Raw genomic sequence first — 25,261 nt, forward strand, 5'->3', positions numbered from 1 at the left:
AGATGAGTTATGATATTTGTTTCAAAGGTGCATGGTAATATAGAATATGATGAAAAAAATAAAATTACTTTTAAAAAAGGAATCTTAGGATTTGAAAATTTAAAAGATTATATTTTAGTAGATATAAAAGGATATGAACCATTTAAGTTATTACAATCATTAGAAGATGATGACATGGGATTGATTTTAGTTTCGCCATTTGAATTTCATGAAAATTATGAAGTGAAATTGAGTAATGAACAAATAGATAAATTATGTATAGAAGATGAAAAAGAAGTTGTAGTGTTTACTACTGTAACATTAAATTCTGATCCAAAAAAAATTACTACAAATTTAAAAGCACCTATAATTATAAATATTTCTAATAAATTAGGGGAACAAATAATATTAGATAAATCAGATTATGAAATAAAACATCTTTTAATAAAGGAGTGATAATATGTTAATTATTACAAGAAAAAAAGATGAGTCTTTAATTATAGGCGATGATATTGAAATTACAGTTTTAAAGCTAGAAGATGGAAGTGTGAAACTTGGAATAAATGCACCAAGAGAAACTCCTATTTTAAGAAAAGAATTATATGAAGCTGTTAGAGAAGAAAATAAAAAAGCTATGAATATTGATTTAAATTTATTAAATAAATTAAAGAAATAATTTACTTATGTTTTATTTTAAGAGAGTCTTAAAAATTAGATATAGATTAAGGGGGAACAAAATGAACATTAATCCTGTAGGACAAGTTGTTATCAATAATGATTTTGAAGGTATCATACCAGATTTTAAAAATACAAATAATGAAGAACAAATAAAACAAATAGAAAAATCTCATTTATCAGATAAAAACTATAGTAAAGAAGAATTAGATAAATCACTTAAAAAATTAAATAAATTTTTAGAAGATGATAAGGTGCATGCAGAATATTCTGTGCATAAAGATTTAAAATCAGTAATGATAAAAATAGTAGATGACTCAACAAAAAAAGTGATTTTGGAAATCCCCCCTAAAAAAATATTAGATATGGTTGCAAGCATGTGCAAACAAGTTGGATTATTAGACAAGAGAGCTTAATTTTTAGGGAGGGGATTGAAGGTGGAGTTTAGACTTAACAAAGTTGATACTGACCTTAGAGACAAACTACAAGAAGAAATTAAGATAGATAAAATTCATGGAAATAATCACATAAGTATAAAGAAAGATTTAAAAGAAGACGAAAATAAACATAAGAAGAATAAAGAAAATGAAGATGAACCAAAGAAATATGAAAAAAAGTATATTACAATTGATGGTGTAAAATGTAATACAAAAAATTTATATATAAATGTTGAAAAAGTTGAAACCTTAAACAATACAAACTCTAAAGGTAGATTTTTAGATATAGAAAAATAGGAGGAATGCAAATGTATTCTAATGGATATACTGCTTATAAAAATAATAGTGTAAATTACGCATCTAAGGATCAATTGTTGATGATGCTTGTAGATGGAGCAGTTAAATTTGCTAAAATAGCTAGACAAGCTATGGTGGATAAGAACATAAAAAAAGCACATGAAAATATAGTTAAAACAGAAGATATTTTTACAGAACTTAGAGCTACACTTGATATAAGTGCTGGAGAATGGGCACAAAATATGTTTGATGTTTATGGATTTATAAATGACAAATTATTTGAAGCTAACTTAAAAAAAGATGTAAAGGTAATAGATGAAGTTATACCTCTTATTGAAGAAATAAGGAATATATGGTATGCAGCTGAAAAAAGAGCTAAAAATGCATAGTAATAAAATATAATTTTGTTTTAATTGATGAATATTATTATTAAATAAAAAAGCTATAATAAATGTGCATCTATTATCTTTTGTATATAGAGATAATAGATGCTAATTATTATATAAAAAACAATAAGGAGTGAAGGATAATGAGAATTACAGGACTTGCAACAGGACTTGATATGGATGAAATAGTTAAGAATTCCATGAAACCCTACAGAATTAAAGTAGACCAAATGACACAAAAGAAAGATGTTGTAGAAATAAAACAAAAGCTGTATAGAGATATAATAAAAGAAGGTAGAGAATTTTTTGATAAACATCTTGATATGGTTAAAAGTGATACTTTATTAAAATCATCAAATTGGTCATCAATTAGTTTCTCATCAAGTGATGAAAATGCTGTAACTGCAAAAGCCAGTGGTGAAGCTATAAAAGATGATTATACAGTTAGTGTAACTCAATTAGCAGCAAAAGCATCAACTACTTTAAAAGATGGTATAACTACTGGAGCTCAAACATTAACTACAAGTACTGGAGTTACTATTAATTTTGATGTTGCAAATGATGGAAGTAAGACAACAATAGCTAATTTTAATGCATCAATAGCTACTAAAAAGGCAGATTCTAGCTTGACTTCTGAACAATTAAAATCTTTAAATATAACAGCTAAATATAGTGAAATTAGTGGTGGCATAATTTTTGAAGCAAATGATTTTGGTCAAGGTGGTTTTACACTTACTAATTCTACAGGTGATGCTACAGATAAATATCTTCATGCAACAATAAAAAATAGTAATGGTGATATTTATGAGATTAAAGATGCAGATAAAGTTACAAATAATTCAAAGGCAGTAGATGGTATTACTTTTAATTTTAATAAAGAGTGTACTGGTGTTGAGATAACAGGAAAAACTGATGTAAAAGATTTAAAGGATAAGGTTGTAGCTTTTGTAAATGATTATAATAAGCTTATAGAAAAATTAAATACAACTGTAATAACTAAGCATGATAGAAGTTATGTTCCACTTACAGCTGAACAAAAGAAAGAAATGTCAGAAACTGAAGTTAAACTTTGGAATGAAAGAGTTGAAAAAGGACAATTATATAGAGATTCTGATATTACAAGAATAACTAATTCTATGAAAGAATCTATGAGAACTTTAATGGCGGATAGTGGATTAAAACTTGAAACTATAGGAATAAAACCAGTTCAAGATTATTCAGGGGCTTTAAATGGAACATTTACGATTGACGAAGATAAATTAACAGAAGCTTTAGAAAATAATACAGAAGATGTTATGAATTTATTTATAGGAAATTCAGATGCAGCTGATAAGAGTCAAAGAGGAATATTACATCAATTAAAAGATACTGTAGATACGGAATTTAACAAAAGCACTAGTTCATCTCTTTTAAAGAAAGCGGGTTTTGAAGGTACAACTACTTTTACAACTAATCAACTTAGTAAGAATATAACAGATTATGAGAAGAAAATAAAAGATATGGAAAAAGATTTTTCAAGAAGAGAACAACACTTATATTCTAAATATGCTACTCTTGAAAAAATGATGAATAAACTTAATGCTCAACAATCTAATTTAATGTCACAATTAGGAATGGCTTAAGTTTAAGTTATGGATATTTTTAATGACTATAAAGAAATAAATTTAGAAATTATAAATTCAATAAAAGAGGATAAAGAAGATATTTCTTTGTTAGAAAAAAGAGAAGAAATAATAAAGAAGATATTTTCTTTAAAATTAGAAAAAAGTGAAATAAAAAAAATATATAAAGAAAAAGGGTTAGACATTTTAGACAAAGAATTAGAAGATGTTTTAAAAGAAAAAATGTTATCTGTAAAAGAAGAAATAAAACAAATATCAAAACAAAAACAAGCTAATTTAGGATATGTTAATGCAAATAGAAGTGGTAATTTTTTTTCAACTAAGATTTAATATTATGAATGTAAATATATTATATTAGTATATTCATAATATATAAATAAAAGGGAATTAGTGATTAACTTAAGAAAAGTGAGAAAAAAGGGGAATGGTTATGGATATAAGAGCAATGTCAATTTCGATGAATCAAGGAGCATTAAAAACAGCTGTGCAGTTATCTGTTTTAAAACTTGGAATGAATTCACAAAAGCAAGTAGCTGATCAAATGACAGAAATGATGGATAATATGGCTGTAGAACCTGGAAAAGGAATAAATTTAGATAAAATTGTTTAAAAATATTAAAGTATAAGATAATGATTACGATAATATAAATGTAACTAATGTTTATATTATAAAATGGTTAAAAAATAATATAAATTAAAAAAGTTATAAAAAGTTATAAAGTATTCAAATTAACATACGACAGTATAAGTAAGAAAGTTAAAAAAGTTTTGAGAGTCAGCAATGACTTTTAAATAAATAAAAATTAAGGACAAGGATGTCCATGTAAAATCAAGGAGGAATTTTATTATGATTATCAATCACAACATGAATGCGATGAACGCACACAGAAATATGCTAAGCAATACAAGTGCAGCAGGAAAGTCTATGGAAAAATTATCTTCAGGCTTAAGAATAAACAGAGCTGGAGATGACGCAGCAGGTCTTTCAATTTCTGAAAAAATGAGAGGACAAATCAGAGGTTTAGATCAAGCTTCAAGAAACTCTCAAGATGGTATCTCTTTAATTCAAACAGCAGAAGGAGCTTTAACAGAAACTCACTCAATTCTTCAAAGAATGAGAGAATTATCAGTACAAGCAGCTAACGATACTAACGTAACAGTTGATAGAACTGCTATAAAATCTGAAATGGACGAATTAGTTAATGAAATTGACAGAATAGCAACTTCAACTACATTCAATGAACAAAAATTACTTGACGGTACTGCAAAGAGTTTAAAATTCCAAATAGGTGCTGATGAAGGTGTTAGCATGAAGTTAGCAGTTGGAACAATGAAAGCTGATGCATTATCAGTAAATGCTTTAGATGTAACTACACATACTAAAGCAGCTTCAGCAATATCAAAAGTTGATTCAGCTATTAAAGCAGTATCTGCTGAAAGATCAAAACTTGGAGCAAACCAAAACAGATTAGAACATACTATCAATAACTTAAATAATGCATCTGAAAATATTCAAGCAGCAGAAAGCAGAGTTAGAGACGTAGATATGGCTAAGGAAATGATGAATTTCTCTAAGAATAACATTCTTAACCAAGCTGCTCAAGCAATGTTAGCTCAAGCTAATCAACAACCACAAGGTGTACTTCAATTATTAAGATAGTATTAAGTTTATAAAAAAAAAGTCGACTTATGTCGACTTTTTTTTATAAATTATAGTATTGTTTAACTTGGTGTATTATAATTGAAATATAAAAGTGAATTTAAGGAGAATGTTATTATGTTAAAAGATAATTTAATTATTTTAAAAGAATATTATCCTAAATTATATGAAAGAATTATAGAATTAGAAGATAACGATAATATCCAAGAAGTCAAAAGTAAAAACGGAATGTCAAATATAATATTTAATAATAAATTTTGGATTCATAGTAGATATAATCCTGAAAATGAAGCTTTAAAGTGGATTGATAATACTATTATTAAAGATGAAGATACAATTTTAGTTATTGGATTAGGTTTAGGATATTATTTGGAAAAATTAGAGAAGAAGTACAAAGACAAGAAAATAATAATTATAGAACCTAATATATATTTTTTTAGAAAAATGTTAGATTTTAAGGATATTACAAAATTTTTAAGATTGGATAATATTGTATTTATGGTAGATATAGATCCATATATTATAAGGAGATTAATTTCTGATTATTTAAAAGAAAATAAGATAAAAAAAATACATATAGAAGAGATGCCTATTTATAGAAAAATAGATAATAAATATATAGAGCAGTTATATAAAGAAATAGACAATGGGCTATTTCAAATTAAGGGGAATATTGCGACGGAAATTGCATTTGCACAAATGTGGTTAAATAATACTATACGACTTTTAGATTATATAAAAGAGATTCCAGATGTAAGTATTATGAAAGAAGAATTTAAAGATATTCCTATAGTGATTGTTTCAGCAGGACCATCTTTAAATAAAAATGTTCATTATTTAAAAGAAATAAATAATAAAGCATTAATAATAGCAGTAGGATCAGCGGTTAATATATTAGAGAAAAAAGAAATAACTCCACATATAATAATGGGATTTGATGGTCAAGAAATGGAGGCTAAAATTTTTCAACAGTTAAAAAATACAAAGCCTATTTTTATTTTTGGGCCATCAGTTCATTATAAAGCAGTTGAATCATATAAAGGACAAAAAATGTGCATGATTTTAAATAACGATACTTCAATACTAGAACTTTATAAAGGGTTAGGTATTAAAGTACAAAAATTTGATTCAGGACCATCTGTGTCTAATATTGCATTAGTATTAGCACAGTATCTAAAAGCATCACAGGTTATGCTGATAGGACAAGATTTAGCATATACAGGTAATGAAAGGTATGCTGAAGGAGGAATTCATAATTATAATATTGATAAAGACAAATCATTAGAAAGAAAAGGATTTAAAAAGGTTCTTGATATATATGGTAAAGAGGTTTATACAAAGAATGATTTAATAGGAATAAAGAACTGGTTTGAGGAATATTTAAATGTATTTAATGGAGAAATAGAAGTTTACAATTGTAGTGAAGCAGGATTAGGCATAAAAGGGGCACCTAATATGAAGTTTAAAGAAGCTATAAACAAATTCTGCATTAGAGATTTTAATATATATGATAAATTACCATTATTATCCAAGAAGAATAATAGTATAGATAAAGATAAATTTGGAAATTTAATATTTGAATATAAAAAAGAAATAAAAAGATTAATTGAATTATCAAAACAAAGGTTGGATAAAATATATAAGCTTATAAATCATTATGATGAGAAAAGCTTTAGCAAACAATTTAAAAGCATTTTAAACCTATGTGATGAAATTGAAAAGTATGATAGTTTTAAAGTTTTTATTGAACCCACTGGAAAGTCTTATATAGATAGTATTACAAGTGGCATAAATAATAAATTAGATAAATTAGATAATATTCATGAAAAAAATAAAACTATATTGAATGGATTGGCATTACAGTATGAATATATTGATAAATGTATGCAAATAGTTAAATTTGCATTTGATAAGAAAGATATAGATTATAGTTCATAAATAGTAAAAATATATTATGTAAAGGAAAAGAATTATGAAAAAAAGAGTTTTAACATTACAACCAAATTACATGAAATATTTTAAATGTATAGGAAATGATTGTGAATATCATTGTTGTCGAGGATGGAGTATTGATATAGATAAAAAAACCTTTAAGAATTATAGAAAAGTAAATAGAGATAATCCAATAAAGAAAATAATAAATAAAAATATAATTTTAAACAAAGAAATAAAAGAAAATAATTATTATGCAAAGATAACATTAGATAATAATAAAAATTGTCCTTTTTTAAATAAAGAAGGACTATGTGAAATTTATATAAAATGTGGAGAAAACTATTTATCAAAAACTTGTAATCAATATCCAAGAATTATAAATATTGTAGATGGATGCGTTGAGAAATCTTGTCATATATCTTGCCCTGAAACAGCTAAATCATTATTTAATGAAAATTTTATGAGCTTTGACCAATTTTATGATGAAATAGATTTAGATAAATATTCTGTATTAATGAATTTAAATACCAATTCTGAATATGGAATGAATAAGAATTTATGGATTTTAAGAGAAATGAGTATAGACATACTTCAAAATAGAGAATTTACATTAGAAGAAAGAATTTTTATTTTAGGTCTTATTTTAAATAAAGTCCAAAATGTAATACATAATGAAGAGACTGAAAATATTAGTAATGTAATTAAAAATAGTTTACAAAAATATTTAAATGATTCTATAAAAATATACATGGAAAATTTAAAATATAAAGATGCGGTTAAAGCTAATTTTATTCATCTAATATGTAATACAAAATTAAAAGATAAAAATGTTGAACATGATTATAATAATTTATTTTTAGATTTCTTAGAAGGAATTAATTATGATGAAAATAATTTAAATAAAAGCTTAGAAAGTTATAAGATAGGATACGAAAATATATATTCTGCTTTTTTGAAAAATAAAGAATATGTTTTAGAAAATTATCTGGTAAATGAAGTTTTTTCAACTTTATTTCCAATAAAAAGAGGAACAGAAATATTTGAAGAATATTGTATATTGGTTATTAAATTCGCAATATTAAAAATATTTTTAGTTGGTATAGGAAATCATTATAAATGTCTTGATGATAATAAAGTAATTAGAATATTATACTTATATTCTAGAAATATAGAGCATACTAAGGGTTATATTGATGGAATTTTAGATTGGATTAAAAAAGAAAATAATGTAAATATGGGTTTTATGAGTTTGCTTATTAGAAAGTAATGATAAAAGAAAAGTATTACAAAAATTGAAACATTGATAAGTTTTTTATTATTATTTAATTTTTTTTAATTAATTACGATAATTAACATATAATGATTGGTTAAATAATTTTATATAAGGAGAAAAAATATGTTGGATAATAAAGTAATATTGATAACAGGTGGAACAGGGTCATTTGGTAAAAAGTTTACAGAAAGAATACTAAATGAATATAATCCACAAAAAATAATTATATATTCAAGAGATGAATTTAAACAAGATTTAATGAAAAAAGAGTTTATAGCAAAATATCCTGATGCTATGGATAAATTAAGATTTTTTATAGGAGATATAAGAGATAAAGAAAGATTATATAGAGCTTTTCATGGTGTGGATTATGTTATTCATGCGGCAGCTATGAAACAAGTCCCAGCTTGTGAATATAATCCGTTTGAAGCTATTAAAACTAATATTCATGGTGCACAAAATATAGTAGATGCTTGTATTGATAAAGGAGTAAAAAAATGTGTTGCTTTATCTACTGATAAAGCTGTTAATCCAATAAATCTTTATGGAGGTACAAAACTTGTTTCTGATAAACTATTTATTTCGGGAAATGCATATTCTGGTGGAGATGGAACTGTATTTTCAGTAGTTAGATATGGTAATGTTGCTGGTAGTAGGGGATCAGTTATTCCATTTTTTAATAAATTATTAGAAAATGGGGAAAAAGTTTTACCTATAACAGATTTTAGAATGACAAGGTTTTGGATTACTTTAGATCAAGGTGTAGATTTAGTATTTAAAGCATTAAATGAATCAAAAGGTGGAGAAACTTATATTTCTAAAATACCTTCATTTAAAATAACTGATTTAGCACAAGCTATGTGTAAAGAAATTGATATGAAGGAAGTTGGAATAAGAGAAGGTGAAAAGCTTCATGAAGTTATGATAACTAGTGATGATTCTAGAATGACTTATGAATATGATAAACATTACATAATTTATCCTAATTTTGACTGGTGGAATTCTAAGATGTTTATGACTCCAGGGGGGAAGAAAATTAAAGAAGGATTTGAATACAATTCATCTAATAATACAGAATGGTTTAATATAGAACAATTAAGAAGTGCTTTAAAAGAATTAGGGTTTGAAGTAAGATAATTTTTATCAAACATATAATAAAAAAATATATTAAAGTTTTTTGGAAATAAGGTGAATATAATGAAAGTTGTATGTATAGTACAAGCAAGAATGGGTTCTTCTAGATTACCTGGTAAGGTATTAAAAGAGATTTGTGGAAAAAGTGTTTTAGAACATGTTATTTATAGATTAAGGTTGATTAATAATATAGATGAAATAATAATAGCTACAACCAATTTGGAAAGAGATAATCAGATTATAAAAGAATGTGAAAAAATCGGAGTAAAATATTTTAGAGGTTCAGAAGATAATGTATTGTCTAGATATTATTATGCAGCAAAAGAAAATAATGCTGATATAGTTGTTAGAATTACATCAGATTGTCCATTGATAGATTACAAAATAAGTCAAGATATAATACAATATTATTTAGATAATGCCAAGAAATATGATTATATTAGTAACACTATTGAAAGAACTTATCCAAGGGGGCTTGATACTGAGGTGTTTAGTTTTAATGCTTTAGAAGTTGCTTTTAAAGAAGCAGTAAGTAATAGAGATTTAGAACATGTAACTCCGTATATATGGGATAATTCAAAAGTTTTTAAAATAGCACAATATAAAAATGATAAAGATTATTCAGAGTTAAGGTGGACACTTGATACAAAAGAAGACTTAGAACTTATTGAAAATATATATGAAAATTTATATAATCATATGAATTCACAATTTGTTTTTGAAGATATATTAAACTTATACAATCAATATCCAGAACTTTACAATATGAATAAACATATAATGCAAAAACATATATAGTATTTAATGTTAAAAACAGGAGTATAAATATGAGTATTAAGTTAAGAAATGTTAATAAAGATGATTGTAGATTGTTATATAATTGGGTAAATGATGAGCAAGTAAGAAAAAGTTCATTTAAAACTAAAAAGATTGTTTATGATGAACATAAAAATTGGTTTGAAGAGAAATTGAATTCAAATAATACAAAGATATTTATACTAGAAGAATCTAAACAAAATATAGGACAAATTAGAATCGAAATTGATGGATCAAGTGCACTTATTGATTATAGCATAGATAAAAAATATAGAGGTAAAGGTTATGGAATTAAAATAATAGAGATTATTGAAAAAGAAATTAAAAAAAAATTGCCACAAATAAGCACATTAGAAGCAATTGTCAAATTAAACAATATCATATCTCAAAGATGTTTTGAAAAAAATAATTACAATAAGTATCTTGAGAATAAATATGTTCTATATAAAAAAGAAATAAGTTAAGTATTTATTAAATGCAAATGGAGGGTTTAGATGATGAATAATCAAATTAATATTAATGATAAGATTATTGGAGAGAATCATCCTTGTTATATAATTGCTGAAATGTCAGCCAATCATGCAGGAAGTTATGAAAGAGCAATAGAAATAATAGAAGCAGCAAAAAGTGCTGGTGCAGATTGTATAAAAATACAAACATATACAGCAGATACTATGACTATTGATTGTGATAATAATTATTTTAGTATAAAAGACGGTACTTGGAAAGGAGAAAATTTATATAAACTTTATGAAAAAGCGTATACGCCATGGGAATGGCAAGAAGGTTTAAAAAATAAAGCAGAAGAGTTGGGAATTGATTTTTTATCAACACCATTTGATAAGACTTCTGTAGATTTCTTAGAAAGTATAAATGTGGATTTTTATAAAATAGCCTCATTTGAATTGATAGATATTCCCCTTATTAAATATATTGCATCTAAAAATAAACCTATAATAATGTCTACTGGCATGGGAACTTTAGGTGAAATAGAAGAGGCTGTAAATGCAATTAAATCTATGGGAAACGAAAAAATATGCTTATTAAAATGTTCTAGTGCATATCCAGCTATACCAGATGATATGAATTTAATAACTATGAAAAATCTAAAAGACATTTTTCAAGTTAATGTAGGTTTATCAGATCATTCATTAGGTTCAATTGCGTCAGTTACTGCTGTTGCAATGGGTGCTAAAATAATAGAAAAACATTTTTGTTTAAATAGAGAGATCCAAAATCCGGATGCTTCTTTTTCTATGGAACCACAAGAATTCAAAAATATGGTAGATAATATTAGATTAGCTGAAAGAGCTATGGGACGAATAAGTTATGAACTTTCAGATAATGAAAAGCAAAGTAGAAAGTTTAGAAGATCAATTTTTGTGATAAAAGATATTAAGGAAGGTGAACAATTTACAGAAGAAAATATAAGAATAATAAGGCCGGGAAATGGTTTGAAGCCTAAGTATTACGAGGACGTTTTAGGGAAAATAGCAATTTGTGATATAAAAAGAGGCACTCCGCTTTCATGGAATCAGGTTAAATAATATGAAAATTATAATAGCTACTATAAAATCATGGAATATAAAAAAAGCATATAATTTTAAGAATAATAATGCTAATGATATTTATATATTTACAGACAAAAATGAGCTGACTTACGAGAAAGTAAATCATATAAATCCACAATATATTTTCTTTCCTCATTGGTCATGGATTATTTCAAAAGAAATATATGAAAAATTTAATTGTGTAGTTTTTCATATAACAGATTTACCTTTCGGCAGAGGTGGAAGTCCGTTGCAGAATTTGATAGATATAGGAATAGAAAATACCAAAATATCTGCATTAAAAGTATGCAATGGAATTGACTCAGGTGATATTTATTTAAAGGAAAATTTAAATTTAAATGGGAGTGCAGATGAAATTTTTATGAGAGCTTCTGAAATCATTTTTAAAGATATGATACCTAAGATAATTAATGAAAATATTGTACCGACTAAGCAAAAGGGAGAAATTGTAGAATTTAAAAGAAGGAATTTTTCTCAAAGTGAAATATTATTAGATTTTAATTTAAAAAAAATATATGATTATATAAGAATGCTTGATGGAGAAGGATATCCTAAGGCTTTTATTAGATTTGGTAAATACAAACTTGAATTTTCAAGAGCAAGTTTAAAAAACAACAAAATAATTGCAGATGTTGAAATTATAGATGAGGATGATTAAATATGAAAAAAGTATTAGTAATAGCTGCACATCCAGATGATGAAATTTTAGGTGTAGGTGGAACAATTTTAAAACATAATAGAAATAATGATGTTTGTTTTGGACTTATATTAGGTGAAGGAATGACTTCCAGATATGAAAAAAGAGAGTTTGCAGATAATATAAGTTTAGAAAAACTTCATAAAGATACTTATGAAGCGGCAAAAATAATAGGATATAAAGACGTGTATATGGAAAATTTACCTGATAATAGATTTGATTCAATATCTTTATTAGATATAATAAAGATTATAGAAAAATATGTAAATAAAATAAAACCAGATATAATATATACTCATTTTGGAGGAGATTTAAATATAGATCACAAAATAACTTTTGAAGCTGTATTAACAGCTACAAGACCAATTGGAAAAGAATGTGTAAAAGAAATATATTCTTTTGAAACTGTTTCTTCAACAGAATGGAATTTTAATAATACTAATAATTTTAAACCTAATTACTTTATTGATGTAACGGAAACATTAAATGAAAAAGTGGAAGCTATGAAATGTTATAAAAGTGAGCTAAAAGAGTTTCCGCATCCGAGATCGATTAAAAATTTAAAATCTTCTGCTTTAAAATGGGGGAGTGTAATAAGTAAAGAATATGCAGAGGCATTTGAAGTTGTAAGAATAATAAGATAAGGTGATTGTATGAAAATAGCAATAAGAGCTGATGGCGGTTTACAAATTGGAATGGGTCATATAATGAGAAGTTTAGTATTAGCAAAAGAATTAAAAAAAAATAATAATGATGTATTCTATGTATGTAAACAAAGTAGTTTATTACCTGAGAAATATGAAGCTGGTATAAATAAAGTTAAAGAGCAAGGGTTTGATGTAATTATTATAAATGAAGGCGATATATTTGCAGAGTTATCTAAAATACAAGCTGATTGTTTAATTACAGATAGTTATGATGTTAATGAAGAATATTTTAATATAATTAAAAAGTATTTTAAATTTACTGGATACATAGATGATATGAATTTATATTATTTTAATGTAGATTTTATAATTAATCAAAATATTGGTGCAGAAGAATGGAAATATAAAGTTAATAAAGGTACAAAGCTGTTGTTAGGAACTGATTATACTATGTTAAGAGAAGAATTTAGAAGAGTTAAAGATAAATTTATTGATGAAAGAATTCATAATATAATGATAACAGTAGGTGCATCGGATTTTAATGGAATAACTAATAAAATATGTGATTATTTAAAAGAACTACATTTTAAATTTCATGTAATAGTAGGCCCTTGTTTTACAAAAGAAAATATATATGAATTAATGAAATTATCTGAAAAGAATAAAAATATAGAACTTCATTTTCATGCTGATATGATTAAAATAATGAATGAATGTGATATATGTATATCTGCATGTGGAAGCACATTATATGAGCTTGCTTCTTGTGGAATACCAACAATAGGTTTAATAGTAGCAGATAATCAGAAGAAAATAGGTGAAAAATTAAATCAACTTAAAGTGATAAAAAATTTAGGTTTTTACCAAAAAATTAGTAAGAAAAAGTTATGTGAAACTATTAAGGACTTAGATAGAAATATAGAAAAAAGGCAAGAAATGAGCAAGAAGTCCATGGAAATAGTAGATGGAAAAGGTGTAAATAGAATAGTTTCATATTTAGAATATATAAATAATAACTAACAGGAGAAAAATAATGGAAAGTAAAATAGAAGTTTTAAAAACAACAAGTGAATATATATTGCAATTGGAAAAAGACATAATAAAAGTTTCTAAAGTTTTACAAGGAACTGAATATAAAGAAGGATTAAAATTGATAAATCCAATTACAGAAGGTATTAGTTGGGTTGCTATAGCAGTAGAAAATACAAGAGAGATTCATAAAGAAAAAATTTTGTTAGATGAATTAAATAAAAAATTAAAAGAAATTATTCAAGCTTTAGAGAATGATGATAATATATTAGTTGCTGATTTATTTGAGTATGAAATATTACCAATAATAAAGCATATTAAAGAAATAATAGATTTATCTGTATTAAATTAAAGGAAGATAAAAATATGTTAACTTTATGTATGATAGTTAAAAATGAAAAATTTACACTAGAAAAATGTCTAAAAAAAGCATCTAAATTTGTGGATGAAATAATAATAGTTGATACAGGCTCGTCTGATAATACTAAAGAAATAGCATTAAGGTATACGGATAAAGTATATGATTTTAAATGGTGCGATGATTTTTCAAAAGCAAGAAATTTTTCCATAGAAAAGGCATCTAATGATTGGATATTGGTTTTAGATGCTGATGAAATTATAGAGAGTTTTAATATAGAAGAGATTAAAGAATTCTGTATAAATTCTTATAATAAAGTAGGTCGTATTAAATGTATAAATGAATATGAAGATATATATGGAACAAAAAAATATATAGAAAGAGTTAATAGATTATTTAATAAGTGTTATTTTGAATACGAAGGAATTATACATGAACAAATAGTAATGAAAAATAAATCTACATATAAAACTAATGAAATAGATGTATGTGTAAAACACATTGGATATTCTAAAGAAGTGGTAGAGAGAACAAATAAAATTCAACGTAATATAGAATTATTGCAAAAATCTATTAAAGTAAATAATAAGGATTCATATTTATATTATCAATTAGGAAAATCATATTTTATGAAAAAGGAATATAAAAATGCTATAATACAATTTGAAAAAGCAATACAATTTATAGATGATTTTTATTATGAGTATGCAGAAGATTTGATTGAAAGTTATGGATATAGTTTAATCAATTTAAATTCATTTAATAAATCTCTATGTTTATATGATTATGAAAAATATTATAGTAATAGTGCTGATTTTATGTTTCTTTTAGGAATTATAGAAATGAATAATGGTAATTTTCAAAAATCTGCGGAAACATTTCTAAAATGTACTGAATTTAAAGAGGGAAAAATAGAGGGAGTTACTACATTTTTACCTTTGTATAATATTGGAGTAATATTTGAATGTTTAGGAATGGTTGAACAAGCAATACAATATTATAGTCAATGTGGAGATTATTCTTTAGCTGTAAATAGAATAAATAATATTAATAGTTAAAAACGATAAAGTTTTTATTATTAAAAACGATAAATAAATTATTGCTTTAATATAAAATGGAAAATGGTGGTGATAAAATGAGATTAACTCATAATATGTTTTCAGCAAACATATTTAATAATTATAAGAAACATTTAGTTAAAAATTCTTCTGCTATTAATAATATAAGTTCAGGTTTAAAACTTAGTTCAGCTAAAGATAATCCTAATAAGATAACTCAAAGTCAAATGCTTAAAATACAAGTTTTGAGTAATTCAGCTGCAAGAAGAAATATTGAAGATACTAATTCTATGATTCAAACATTTGATGGAGCTATGCAAGAAATGAATGATAGCTTATGTAGAATTAAAGAATTAACTGTTCAAGCTGGTGGTGGAACTTTAACTGATGACGATAGACACGTAATTCAAAATGAAATTGATCAATTAACAAAACATTTAGATTATATGGCTAACAATACAGATTTTAATGGTGTTAAGCTTATAAATGAGAATAAAAATACTGTGGAAGATGGAGCTGTAACATCTATGATAGGTGGTTTACAGGGTGAATTAACAGTACTTCCTAAATTTGATCTTACTTCCGAAGGATTAAAATTTAAAGATAATTTGGGGAATAATATTTTAGATGTAACTACTCAAGAAAATGCTGATAAATCACTAGATATTGTAAATGAAGCCATATTATCTGTATCTAGTGCTAGAAGTAAATATGGTGCGATACAATTAAGGCTTGAAGGAACGGAAGATATTGTATCTGAGAATAATTTAGCATTAGAAAGATCTCAAAGCAATATTGCTGATGCTGATATAGCATTTGAAATGCTTAAATTTTCAGAAAGTCAGATATTAGTACAATCTTCTATTTCTTTAATTGCTCAAAGTAATAATTTCCCTCAAGATGCATTGAATGTTTTGAAAAATATTAGATAATTAGATATCTAAAATAAGTAAAAATTTAAATTTATGCTATGATAGTGCATTTTTACTTGAATAATTTTACAGTTGAATAACCAAATAGATTTCTAAGCTATTTTTAATGTTTTAAAAATTTCGTCTAACGGCTTTCCGTTAGCGGCAGCCTTATAGATATATATAATTTTAGATTTTTCTAAATCTTTCTTAGCACAGTTATATCCAGTATTAAAGTGGTATGAGCTATTAGAATACAATTTACAATAGGTATAATTTATTATCATTATTGTAAGATATCTGTTGATGCTCTTTTCACTTCTTACTTGATATCCATTAAGACCTAAATAAGATTTACAATCTCTAAAAAATGGCTCAATCGCCCATCGGTCAGTATATTGAGTTAAGATATCTAAAGGATTTAGTGATGTATCTAAAGAAATAAATGTTTTTAATGCTCCTTCTTTTTGAAATGAATCTTTAGGGTAGCTAAGAACAATTGAAACATTTTTTCTATCTTTTAAATCACCAACATAGTTGTAAATATAGTATTGTTTATCTTTAACGGTGACAAGGTTAAAATCATCTATATTTAAAGTTGTTGCAAATTTGTGAAGTTTGATTCCTAATCTTTTATGTCCTTCGGGATAAATAACTCTATTAGTTTTTAAAGCTCCTATATAGCTGTAACCAGCTTTTATGGAACTATTAAAAATAGCTTTACAACTATACCAGCTATCGCACAAAACATAACCTTTATTTTCAGGTTTAGGTAGTGATTCAACTAAATTTTGAGTTAATTCTATTTTACTCATAGAATCTTTATCATAGATATCTATTGAGTAAGGAAGTACTAACCCATCACAAGAAAGCAATGAAACTAAAATTTGATGACCATATACTGTTTTACCTTTTAAATGAGAATTATGAAATGAACACTTTTCAATAATATTTTTAGCCTTTGACGAGGGCTTAGTTTTCTCTGAAATAGTGTCATCAATAATAAAATATATAGGTTTTTTAGTTTCTTTTGATTTATTCCATATTAGTTGTAAAACTAGGGACTTCAATGATTTGCTTAAAAGTGTTTCATTCCAAGTACTCTTTGATAAAAATCTTGTGATACTTGTTCGATGCGTATGCGAAGCAAGCTCCGCTATATCAGACACTTTACCATTGTAACCTCTTGAAATCATTGCATTCATGATACTTTCTAGATGATTTAATTGTGGCTTAGTTAGATATAAATCAAAATTTAGTTGTTTAAAAAAATTGTGTATTGATAGTTCATCTGATATAATTGTGTTCTGAAACATTTATGTATAGCTCCTTGCTGTCGTTGTTGTGTGGGAACTCAATTATAACAAGGATTTATCATAAATGTTTTTTTATTTTATTCAGTTGTAAAATTATTCAAGCATTTTTGCACTATTATAGATTTATGCTTTACTTAATAATAAAGTTGATTATGTATTAATTTAGTGTTGAGTAAAGCGTTTTTTTATTATTTAGGAAATTGTATCGTTTGAACATCTAAGGATAACTCATAAAACATTGTATTTTAAAGATATTATGAGTATCCAATAAATAATAAAAAATAATTATATGTCGCACCATTATTCCTGCACTACGTTTGGAAAGGGTGCATGGCTAAAAAAATCAACATTCAAAAGTTATTTAGTGATTTTTTTATATAATTCACAATTAAAAATTAAAAAGAAAAATGTATTAAAAAAATTGTCAAAAATTTTTTTGAAAAAAATTTGTTTTATTTTGAAAAAACATGAAAAATAGGTTATAATGTAGTTATAATATGTAACAATTGAATAGGCAAAACTAATTAAAGTTAGTGACGCAAAGCTATAGGGGCTAAGGAGAAATCTATGCCAGCCAGTTGCCGAAGAGTATAATATGCTTTTTGTTTTAATTAATTATTCAAAAAATAAGTTGATTAAATTAATATGTTTTTTAACATATCTTTTTTGAGTGCAATTAATTTGATTATATAACTACTCTTTAGGGGGTAGTTTTTTTATTTTTAAATAATTGTTGAAATATAAAAAATAAATATATAAATCATGTTAACTTGAAATATATACCACTAATACGACAAAATAACTGTTAAAATTTATATTTTAATCAAAAAAATATAATATAATCAAAAAAATAATATAAAAATTTTTCAAAAAGATTAATTGTTTTTAAAAAAGTAATCAAAAATAACAAAAAATATAGTATAATAAAACATAGAATTTGTTTTATAGAGAATATATTTAGTATTTAGTGTAATATATTAAAATAAATGTAAAAAAATGGTTTAAAAGTTAAAAAAGATGTAGCGCAAATATAGTTATTATTTTATAATTATATTTATGAATAAATTAAAGAAAATATTTATTATTTAATAAAAATCATTAATTATGGGAGGAAATCATATGCCTATAAATTCAATTCAATCATACAATACATATAATTTGATTAAGGATGGATTAAAAGCATCAAATGCAAGAGCTAAAGCCATAGCTAACAATATGGCAAATATTAATACAAAAGGGTATAAAAAATTCAATGTAATTTTTGAAGAAAATTTAAAAAAACATCAGATATAAAGGATTTATCGCTAAGAGTTACTGATTCTAGACATTTAAGATCTAATAATGATTTAAATGGAAACATAGAAGTTTTAAGAGAACGAAATACTAGTATGAGAACAGATGATAATAATGTAGATTTAGAGCTTGAAAAAGTTAATCAAGCCGCTAATACATTAAAATATAATGCTTTAATCACTAAATTAAATGTGAAATTTAATGATTTAAAAACTGTTATAAAGTAGAGGAGGGATAATTTATGAATGCATTTACATCTATGCAAATAAGTGCTACAGGTATTTCAGCAGAAAGATTAAGGATGGATACAATAACATCTAACATGACTAATGCAAATACAACAAGAAAAGCTGATGGAAGTGGTCCTTATGTTAGAAAAATAGCAGTTTTTCAAGAGGCACTTGATAAAAATAGAAGAATGGCAGGAATTAAGCCAGTAAAAATTGTAGAAGATAAATCACCTCTTAGAAAGGTTTATAATCCAAATCATCCAGATGCAGATGAAACAGGATATGTGACAATGCCTAATGTTAATGTATTAAATGAAATGGCTGATATGATGGTTTCAACAAGATCATATGAAGCTAATGTAGAAACATTAAATGCATTAAAGGGGATGTTTTCAAAAGCTTTAGAAATTGGTAAATAAGGAGTAAATAAAAATGAAGATTATTAATGGGTTTGATCAAAAACAAGTATTATTTAATAATAAATTTGATATGTTAAATAATAAAGTTGGACAAGATACTTCATCTGTCAAAGAGAATAAAAGCTTTGGCGAAACACTAAAGAATTGTATAAATGATGTAAATGAAAAGCAAATAGATGCTGATGCTTCTACAAATGCTTTTGTTAAAGGTGATGATGTAAATATTGATGAAGTTATGATAAAAGGCGAAGAAGCAAGTTTAGCATTACAATTCTTAGTTAAAACTAGAGACAATTTAGTGGAATCATATAAAGAATTAATAAAAATGCAGTTGTAACTGAAGTGAGGAGTGCTATTATAAATGAACAAACTTTTAGAAAAGGTGAAAGGGCTGTGGGAAAAGTTTAAAACTCAAAGCAAAAAAATAAAAATTGCTATTTTTGTATGTTGTGTTGCAGTATTAATTGCAATTATAAGTACAATGATTTATGCCTCATCTAATAAATACCAAGTTTTGTTTTCAAATCTTGATCCAAAAGATGCACAAACTATACTTGCTAAGTTAAATGAACAAAAAGTTACAACTAAAATACAAGGAGATACTATTTTAGTACCGAATGACCAGGTAGATCAATTAAGATTAGAATTAGCTCCTGAATTAAAATCAGGAAGCAGTGGTTATGAATTAATGGATAGTGGAAGTTCCTTTGGAATGACCGATGAGGAGTTTAAAGTTAAAAAATTAAGAATGCAAGAAGGAGAACTTGAAAAAACAATAAAGAGTTTTTCACAAGTAGAAAGTGCAAGGGTTCATATTACACCATCTACTGATTCAGTTTTTGTTAAAGAGAGTAGTCCAGGGAAGGCAGCGGTTTATTTAAAGCTTAAAACAGGAAGTGAAATTACAAAAGATCAAGTCAAATCAATAGTTGCCCTAGTGTCTGGAAGTACAGAAAATGTTCCTAAAGAAAATATTGAAGTCATAGATGATAAAATGAATTTACTTACTGCTAACTTAAGTGATGATGAAAATCAATTGATGAGTTCAGAAACATTAAACAAGCAGTATGCTTTAGAAAAAAATTATGAAAGTAAATTACAAAAAGAAATAATAAATTTATTAGAACCTGTTATAGGAAAAGATAAGATTAGAGCTAATGTAAATGTAGACTTGGATTTTGATTCTAAACAACAAACGCAAACAGTACTTGATCCTAATAAAGTAGTTGTAAGTCAACAAACTATTAAGGAAATTAATAATACTGGAGCTGATGGTAATATTAGTGAAAGTCCAGTTGATAATAATATAAGCAATACTATAGATGATACACAAAATACAAAGTCTAATTCTTCAAGAGAAGAACAAAAAAATAATTATGAAATTGGAAAAACTGAGACTAAGGTTATTAGTGCGCCAGGTGAAGTTAAGAGAATGACAGCTTCAGTGGTAGTAGATGGTAACTTAGATGCAGCAACTCAGCAAGCTATTGAAAATGCAGTATCTAATGCAATTGGATTCAATTCTGTTAGAGGAGATCAAATTTCAGTATTAGGTATGAACTTTGATCCAAGCTTAAAAGAAGATACTCAAAATCAGGTTGATACATTTAATGCTGAAGCTAAGCAAAAAGAAATGGAAAAATATATAATTGCTGGAGCAGCAGGATTGCTAGTTTTAATTATATTAATAATTATTTTAATTATAAAGAAGAGAAGAAAGAAATCTAAAAATGAGTATGATGATGAAGCTCAATTATTAGATGCAGTAATTGGTGATGAAAAAGAACCAGAAATATTTGAACCAATAGAATTTGAAACTAATAATGAAAAGATTCATATGGAAAATGAAATTAAGAAATATGCCACAGAAAAGCCAGAGCAAGTAGTTGAAATTATCAAAGCTTGGCTTTCAGAAGATGAGAGGTGATAGCTGTGGGTAAGGAACCTAAAAAATTAACAGGAGTTCAAAAAGCAGCAATACTTTTTATAACACTTGGACCAGAAGCTTCATCAGGAATATTAAAGAAGCTTCCGGAACAAGAAATTCAAAAAATATCATATGAAATTGCGAATATAACTTCTGTAACATCAGAACAAAGAGAAGAGATTTTAAATGAATTTTTAGAAATAAATAAAGCAAGGGATTACATTGTTGAAGGTGGAATGGATTATGCTAAAGTTTTATTATCAAAAGCTTTAGGAGCACAAAGAGCAAGTGAAATTTTAGAAAAAGTTTCAGAAGCTACAGCACAATATAGACCATTTGCTATTGCTAGAAAAGCTGATGCTCATCAGCTTCTAAATGCAATAACTTATGAACATCCTCAAACAATAGCTTTAATTTTATGTTATTTACAAGCAGATAAAGCAGCACAAGTTATGGCAGAACTTCCAGAAGAAACACAGTCAGAAGTTTCATATAGAATAGCAACCATGAGTACTACATCTCCAATGGTTATAAAAGAAATAGAAGCAGTTCTTGAAAGCAAGTTATCTTCAGTAGTTAAGACAGAAATGACAAGCTTAGGTGGAGTTCAAACATTAGTTGATATTTTAAATCAGGTTGATAGAACAACTGAAAAGAATATTACTGAAAGTCTTGAGAGAGAAGATGCAGAACTTGCTGATAAGATTAAGAGTTCTATGTTTGTATTTGAAGATATTATTACTCTTGATGATGTATCTATCCAAAGAATTCTTAGAGAAGTTGAAGTTAGTGATTTATCACTTGCACTTAAAGGATGTTCAGAAGATGTTGCAAATGCAATTTATAGAAATCAATCCAAGAGAGCTGCTGCTTCTTTAAAGGAAGATATGGAATTCTTAGGACCAGTAAGACTTATGGATGTTGAAAAAGCACAACAAAAGATTGTTTCTATTATCAGAAGATTGGATGAATCAAATGAAATAATAATTTCAAGAGGTGGAGAAGATGCAATCATCGTATAGTATTATAAAAAAGAACTGTGCTTTGGATGCAGAAAAAAAGAGAATTTCTACTGAATATGTATATAGAAAAAATAAAACAGAACTTGATAGTGAAGATGATGAACTAATTGAAGAAGAGGTTTATTCAAAAGAAGAAGTTGAAGCTTTAATTGAAAAGTATGAGGAAATAGGAAAAAGAATAATACAAGATGCTAATAATGAAAAACAAGCTATTATTTTAAAAGGAACCATGGAAGCTGAAAAGTTAGAAAAAGAAGGTTATGAAAAAGGATATGCAGAAGGACTTCAAAATGGCTATGATGATGGATATAAAAAAGTTTATGATGAAAATATAGATTTAGCAAAAGCTAAGGCACAAGAGATTGTTGATAAAGCAGAAAATATTTTAAAATCCGCTAATGAGAATTACGGAAAATATATGGAAGAAAAGAAAAGTGACATTATAAAGTTATCCTTAGAGATTGCTAAAAATATTTTGAAAAAAGAATTAAGTTATGAAGAGTCAATGAACTCCTTAGTTGAAGAGGCCATAGAATTATCTAAAGGTGAAGAAAACTTAATAATAAAATGTAATTCAATTCATATTGAAGAACTTAAATCACAAGTTAATAGATGGAAAATATCTTATTCAATACAAGATGAGATTTTTGTGCTAAATGATGATTTTATGGAACCAGGGAATGCTGTTATAGAAAAGCCTAATGGAAAAGTCGTTGTAGGGCTTGAAATAGGAATGGAAGCAATAAGAAAAGAAATATTAGGAGAAGATTAGGAGTATTAAATATGGTAAATATTGATTTTAATAACTTAATCAAAAAAGTTGATAATACTAATTCTATTTATACTGAAGGGGTAGTTAATAAAGTAATTGGTCTTACAGTTGAAGTAAAAGGTATAAAAGGATTTGTTGGAGAGTTATGTATTATATACAATGAAAAAAATGAACCTATTAATTGTGAAGTAGTTGGTTTTAAAGATGATTTTGTAGTTTTAATGCCTTTAGATGAATTAATAGGTATCTCTCCTGGATGTAGAGTTGTACCAATGCGAAAGCCTTTAAGTGTTAAATGTTCTGATGAATTATTAGGTGAAATTCTTGATGGGTTAGGTAATCCATTAAAAGGTAAACTACTTACTGATGGAGAAGAGTATCCATTAGAAAATAATCCACCAGATCCTCTAAAAAGAATTAGAATTAAAGATATAATGCCAACTGGTATTAGAGCTATAGATGGTTTTTTAACTTGTGGAGATGGTCAAAGAATAGGTATTTTTGCAGGTAGTGGTGTTGGTAAGAGTACTACTCTTGGAATGATAGCAAGAGAAGCAAAAGCAGATGTTAATGTGATTGCTTTGATTGGAGAAAGAGGTAGGGAGGTCTTAGAATTTATAGAAAAAGATTTAGGACCAGAAGGTATGAAAAAATCAGTTGTAGTTTGTGCTACATCTGATAAACCAGCCCTAATAAGATTAAAAGGTGCTCTTACGGCTACTGCTATAGCAGAATACTTTAGAGATGAAGGAAAAAAAGTAATTTTAATGATGGATTCAGTTACTAGATTTGCAATGGCTCAAAGAGAGGTAGGTCTTGCCATTGGAGAACCACCTGCAACAAAGGGGTATACACCATCAGTATTTGCAAAGTTGCCTAAACTTATGGAGAGATCAGGAACATCAGAAAATGGTTCAATTACTGCTTTTTATACTGTTTTAGTTGATGGTGATGATTTTAATGAACCTATAGCAGATGCTGTAAGAGGTATTTTAGATGGACATATTGTATTATCTAGATCTCTTGCTCATAAGAATCATTATCCTGCAATTGATATATTAAATAGTGTAAGTAGACTTATGAATTCAATAGCTCCACCTGAACATATAAAAGCAGCTTCTATTGCTAGAGATCTTTTAGCAACATATAAAGAATCGGAAGATCTAATTAATATAGGAGCATATGTAAAGGGAAGTAATAAAAAAATAGATTTAGCAATTTCTTATCATGATAAATTAGAAGAGTTTCTACGTCAAACTGTTCATGAAAAATCAAATTTTGAAGAAAGTATAAGTAGTTTAGTTTCAATGTTTGAATAATTAATATCACACATATTATAGTGGAGGTATATAAGTGGCAGAAGGGTTTAAATTTAGTTTAGGAAAGCTTCTTGAAATAAGAGAAGATAAAGAAGAAGAGAGCAAAAGAATTTTTACTGAAACACAAAGGAAGAAACAGCTTACAGAGCAAAAATTAAGTCAATTAAAAGCTAGCTATGATAAATATAATGGTATTGTTCCAGGAGAAGATGTTGTATACCAAAAGTTAAAAAGGTATTATTTACAAGGTCTTGAAAGTGGGATAAAAGAAACAGAAAAAGATTTAATTGTAAAAGATCAAAAAGTTAATGAAGCTAGAAATGATTTAGTGTCTAAGCAAGTTGATAGAAAAACTGTTGAAATATTAAAAGAAAAGAAACTTTTAGAATATATAAAAGAGGAAAAAAGAGTAGAACAAGTTAACCTTGATGAAATAGCTCTTTATTCTTATATTAGGAATATCAATGAAGGGAGGTGA

29 protein-coding genes, 1 pseudogene and 1 riboswitch are annotated in these 25,261 nt (G+C 26.1%); of the genes and pseudogenes, 29 read left to right on the forward strand and 1 reads right to left on the reverse strand.

Annotation, left to right across the window (positions count from 1 at the left end; genetic code table 11):
• Window positions 1-9 precede the first annotated feature (9 nt).
• The 21 genes from fliW to BGI42_RS03975 all read left to right on the forward strand — a co-directional run bounded on the left by fliW (window position 10) and on the right by BGI42_RS03975 (window position 16,506).
• Window positions 10-435 carry a flagellar assembly protein FliW gene (fliW, locus tag BGI42_RS03875; protein WP_069679059.1) on the forward strand — a complete coding sequence of 142 codons (426 nt, stop codon included), beginning with the start codon at window positions 10-12 and terminating at the stop codon, window positions 433-435.
• 4 nt (window positions 436-439) lie between these two features.
• Entirely contained in the window at window positions 440-655 is a 216-nt protein-coding gene (gene csrA, locus BGI42_RS03880) for a carbon storage regulator CsrA (RefSeq protein WP_069679060.1), read from the forward strand.
• 61 nt (window positions 656-716) lie between these two features.
• A complete protein-coding gene (locus BGI42_RS03885; RefSeq protein ID WP_069679061.1) occupies window positions 717-1,070 on the forward strand; it encodes a flagellar protein FlaG in 354 nt (117 codons plus the stop codon).
• 21 nt (window positions 1,071-1,091) lie between these two features.
• The gene (locus BGI42_RS03890; RefSeq protein WP_069679062.1) at window positions 1,092-1,388 is read left to right on the forward strand and encodes a hypothetical protein; all 297 of its coding nucleotides are present in this window, start codon (window positions 1,092-1,094) and stop codon (window positions 1,386-1,388) included.
• Between the two features lie 11 nt (window positions 1,389-1,399).
• Window positions 1,400-1,777 (forward strand): flagellar export chaperone FliS, encoded by a 378-nt coding sequence (fliS, locus tag BGI42_RS03895; RefSeq protein ID WP_069679063.1) that lies wholly within the window; start codon window positions 1,400-1,402, stop codon window positions 1,775-1,777.
• A gap of 140 nt (window positions 1,778-1,917) precedes the next feature.
• Window positions 1,918-3,396, forward strand: a complete 1,479-nt coding sequence (fliD, locus tag BGI42_RS03900) for a flagellar filament capping protein FliD (RefSeq protein WP_069679064.1) — start codon at window positions 1,918-1,920, stop codon at window positions 3,394-3,396.
• Window positions 3,397-3,405: 9 nt separating this feature from the next.
• Window positions 3,406-3,726: a hypothetical protein gene (locus BGI42_RS03905; protein ID WP_069679065.1), complete on the forward strand. Its 321-nt coding sequence runs from the start codon at window positions 3,406-3,408 to the stop codon at window positions 3,724-3,726.
• A 100-nt stretch (window positions 3,727-3,826) separates the two neighbouring features.
• The gene (locus BGI42_RS03910; protein ID WP_069679066.1) at window positions 3,827-4,006 is read left to right on the forward strand and encodes a YjfB family protein; all 180 of its coding nucleotides are present in this window, start codon (window positions 3,827-3,829) and stop codon (window positions 4,004-4,006) included.
• A gap of 237 nt (window positions 4,007-4,243) precedes the next feature.
• Window positions 4,244-5,056, forward strand: coding sequence for a flagellin N-terminal helical domain-containing protein (locus tag BGI42_RS03915; RefSeq protein ID WP_069679067.1), 813 nt, complete (start codon window positions 4,244-4,246; stop codon window positions 5,054-5,056).
• A 117-nt stretch (window positions 5,057-5,173) separates the two neighbouring features.
• Window positions 5,174-6,994 carry a motility associated factor glycosyltransferase family protein gene (locus BGI42_RS03920; protein WP_069679068.1) on the forward strand — a complete coding sequence of 607 codons (1,821 nt, stop codon included), beginning with the start codon at window positions 5,174-5,176 and terminating at the stop codon, window positions 6,992-6,994.
• A gap of 34 nt (window positions 6,995-7,028) precedes the next feature.
• Window positions 7,029-8,258 (forward strand): flagellin lysine-N-methylase, encoded by a 1,230-nt coding sequence (gene fliB / locus BGI42_RS03925; protein WP_069679069.1) that lies wholly within the window; start codon window positions 7,029-7,031, stop codon window positions 8,256-8,258.
• 129 nt (window positions 8,259-8,387) lie between these two features.
• Entirely contained in the window at window positions 8,388-9,401 is a 1,014-nt protein-coding gene (gene pseB, locus BGI42_RS03930; protein ID WP_069679070.1) for a UDP-N-acetylglucosamine 4,6-dehydratase (inverting), read from the forward strand.
• A gap of 60 nt (window positions 9,402-9,461) precedes the next feature.
• On the forward strand, window positions 9,462-10,196 hold the full coding sequence (locus BGI42_RS03935) for a cytidylyltransferase domain-containing protein (protein WP_069679071.1): 735 nt from the start codon (window positions 9,462-9,464) through the stop codon (window positions 10,194-10,196).
• Window positions 10,197-10,225: 29 nt separating this feature from the next.
• Entirely contained in the window at window positions 10,226-10,678 is a 453-nt protein-coding gene (locus BGI42_RS03940; RefSeq protein ID WP_069679072.1) for a GNAT family N-acetyltransferase, read from the forward strand.
• Between the two features lie 33 nt (window positions 10,679-10,711).
• Window positions 10,712-11,761 carry a pseudaminic acid synthase gene (gene pseI / locus BGI42_RS03945; protein ID WP_069681023.1) on the forward strand — a complete coding sequence of 350 codons (1,050 nt, stop codon included), beginning with the start codon at window positions 10,712-10,714 and terminating at the stop codon, window positions 11,759-11,761.
• Window position 11,762: 1 nt separating this feature from the next.
• Window positions 11,763-12,443, forward strand: a complete 681-nt coding sequence (locus BGI42_RS03950; protein ID WP_069679073.1) for a formyl transferase — start codon at window positions 11,763-11,765, stop codon at window positions 12,441-12,443.
• A 2-nt stretch (window positions 12,444-12,445) separates the two neighbouring features.
• Window positions 12,446-13,126, forward strand: coding sequence for a PIG-L deacetylase family protein (locus BGI42_RS03955; protein ID WP_069679074.1), 681 nt, complete (start codon window positions 12,446-12,448; stop codon window positions 13,124-13,126).
• 9 nt (window positions 13,127-13,135) lie between these two features.
• Window positions 13,136-14,149: a UDP-2,4-diacetamido-2,4,6-trideoxy-beta-L-altropyranose hydrolase gene (gene pseG / locus BGI42_RS03960; protein ID WP_069679075.1), complete on the forward strand. Its 1,014-nt coding sequence runs from the start codon at window positions 13,136-13,138 to the stop codon at window positions 14,147-14,149.
• Between the two features lie 13 nt (window positions 14,150-14,162).
• Window positions 14,163-14,510, forward strand: a complete 348-nt coding sequence (locus tag BGI42_RS03965; RefSeq protein ID WP_069679076.1) for a DUF8042 domain-containing protein — start codon at window positions 14,163-14,165, stop codon at window positions 14,508-14,510.
• A gap of 14 nt (window positions 14,511-14,524) precedes the next feature.
• On the forward strand, window positions 14,525-15,574 hold the full coding sequence (locus BGI42_RS03970) for a glycosyltransferase (RefSeq protein WP_069679077.1): 1,050 nt from the start codon (window positions 14,525-14,527) through the stop codon (window positions 15,572-15,574).
• A gap of 77 nt (window positions 15,575-15,651) precedes the next feature.
• On the forward strand, window positions 15,652-16,506 hold the full coding sequence (locus BGI42_RS03975) for a flagellin (protein ID WP_069679078.1): 855 nt from the start codon (window positions 15,652-15,654) through the stop codon (window positions 16,504-16,506).
• Window positions 16,507-16,598: 92 nt separating this feature from the next.
• Here BGI42_RS03975 and BGI42_RS03980 read toward each other — a convergent pair whose 3' ends face one another.
• On the reverse strand, window positions 16,599-17,801 hold the full coding sequence (locus BGI42_RS03980) for an IS701 family transposase (RefSeq protein WP_069678787.1): 1,203 nt from the start codon (window positions 17,799-17,801) through the stop codon (window positions 16,599-16,601).
• A 503-nt stretch (window positions 17,802-18,304) separates the two neighbouring features.
• Window positions 18,305-18,387, forward strand: a riboswitch (cyclic di-GMP riboswitch).
• Between the two features lie 533 nt (window positions 18,388-18,920).
• On the opposite strand from BGI42_RS03980, the pseudogene flgB reads away from it, so the two are divergent.
• From flgB to fliJ, 8 genes and pseudogenes are all read left to right on the forward strand, one after another.
• A pseudogene (gene flgB / locus BGI42_RS03985) lies at window positions 18,921-19,321 on the forward strand (flagellar basal body rod protein FlgB).
• A 14-nt stretch (window positions 19,322-19,335) separates the two neighbouring features.
• Window positions 19,336-19,743, forward strand: coding sequence for a flagellar basal body rod protein FlgC (gene flgC / locus BGI42_RS03990; protein ID WP_069679080.1), 408 nt, complete (start codon window positions 19,336-19,338; stop codon window positions 19,741-19,743).
• 13 nt (window positions 19,744-19,756) lie between these two features.
• On the forward strand, window positions 19,757-20,080 hold the full coding sequence (gene fliE / locus BGI42_RS03995) for a flagellar hook-basal body complex protein FliE (RefSeq protein WP_069679081.1): 324 nt from the start codon (window positions 19,757-19,759) through the stop codon (window positions 20,078-20,080).
• Window positions 20,081-20,104: 24 nt separating this feature from the next.
• Window positions 20,105-21,670, forward strand: coding sequence for a flagellar basal-body MS-ring/collar protein FliF (fliF, locus tag BGI42_RS04000; RefSeq protein WP_069679082.1), 1,566 nt, complete (start codon window positions 20,105-20,107; stop codon window positions 21,668-21,670).
• 5 nt (window positions 21,671-21,675) lie between these two features.
• Window positions 21,676-22,692 carry a flagellar motor switch protein FliG gene (gene fliG, locus BGI42_RS04005; protein ID WP_069679083.1) on the forward strand — a complete coding sequence of 339 codons (1,017 nt, stop codon included), beginning with the start codon at window positions 21,676-21,678 and terminating at the stop codon, window positions 22,690-22,692.
• Window positions 22,676-23,464 carry a FliH/SctL family protein gene (locus BGI42_RS04010; protein ID WP_069679084.1) on the forward strand — a complete coding sequence of 263 codons (789 nt, stop codon included), beginning with the start codon at window positions 22,676-22,678 and terminating at the stop codon, window positions 23,462-23,464. The genes fliG and BGI42_RS04010 overlap by 17 nt, the downstream gene beginning before the upstream one ends.
• 11 nt (window positions 23,465-23,475) lie before the next feature.
• Window positions 23,476-24,783, forward strand: a complete 1,308-nt coding sequence (fliI, locus tag BGI42_RS04015) for a flagellar protein export ATPase FliI (RefSeq protein WP_069679085.1) — start codon at window positions 23,476-23,478, stop codon at window positions 24,781-24,783.
• 34 nt (window positions 24,784-24,817) lie between these two features.
• Complete coding sequence (gene fliJ, locus BGI42_RS04020) at window positions 24,818-25,261, forward strand: flagellar export protein FliJ (protein ID WP_069679086.1); 444 nt, start codon at window positions 24,818-24,820, stop codon at window positions 25,259-25,261.

This window comes from Clostridium taeniosporum, from assembly GCF_001735765.2.
GTDB lineage: Bacteria > Bacillota > Clostridia > Clostridiales > Clostridiaceae > Clostridium > Clostridium taeniosporum.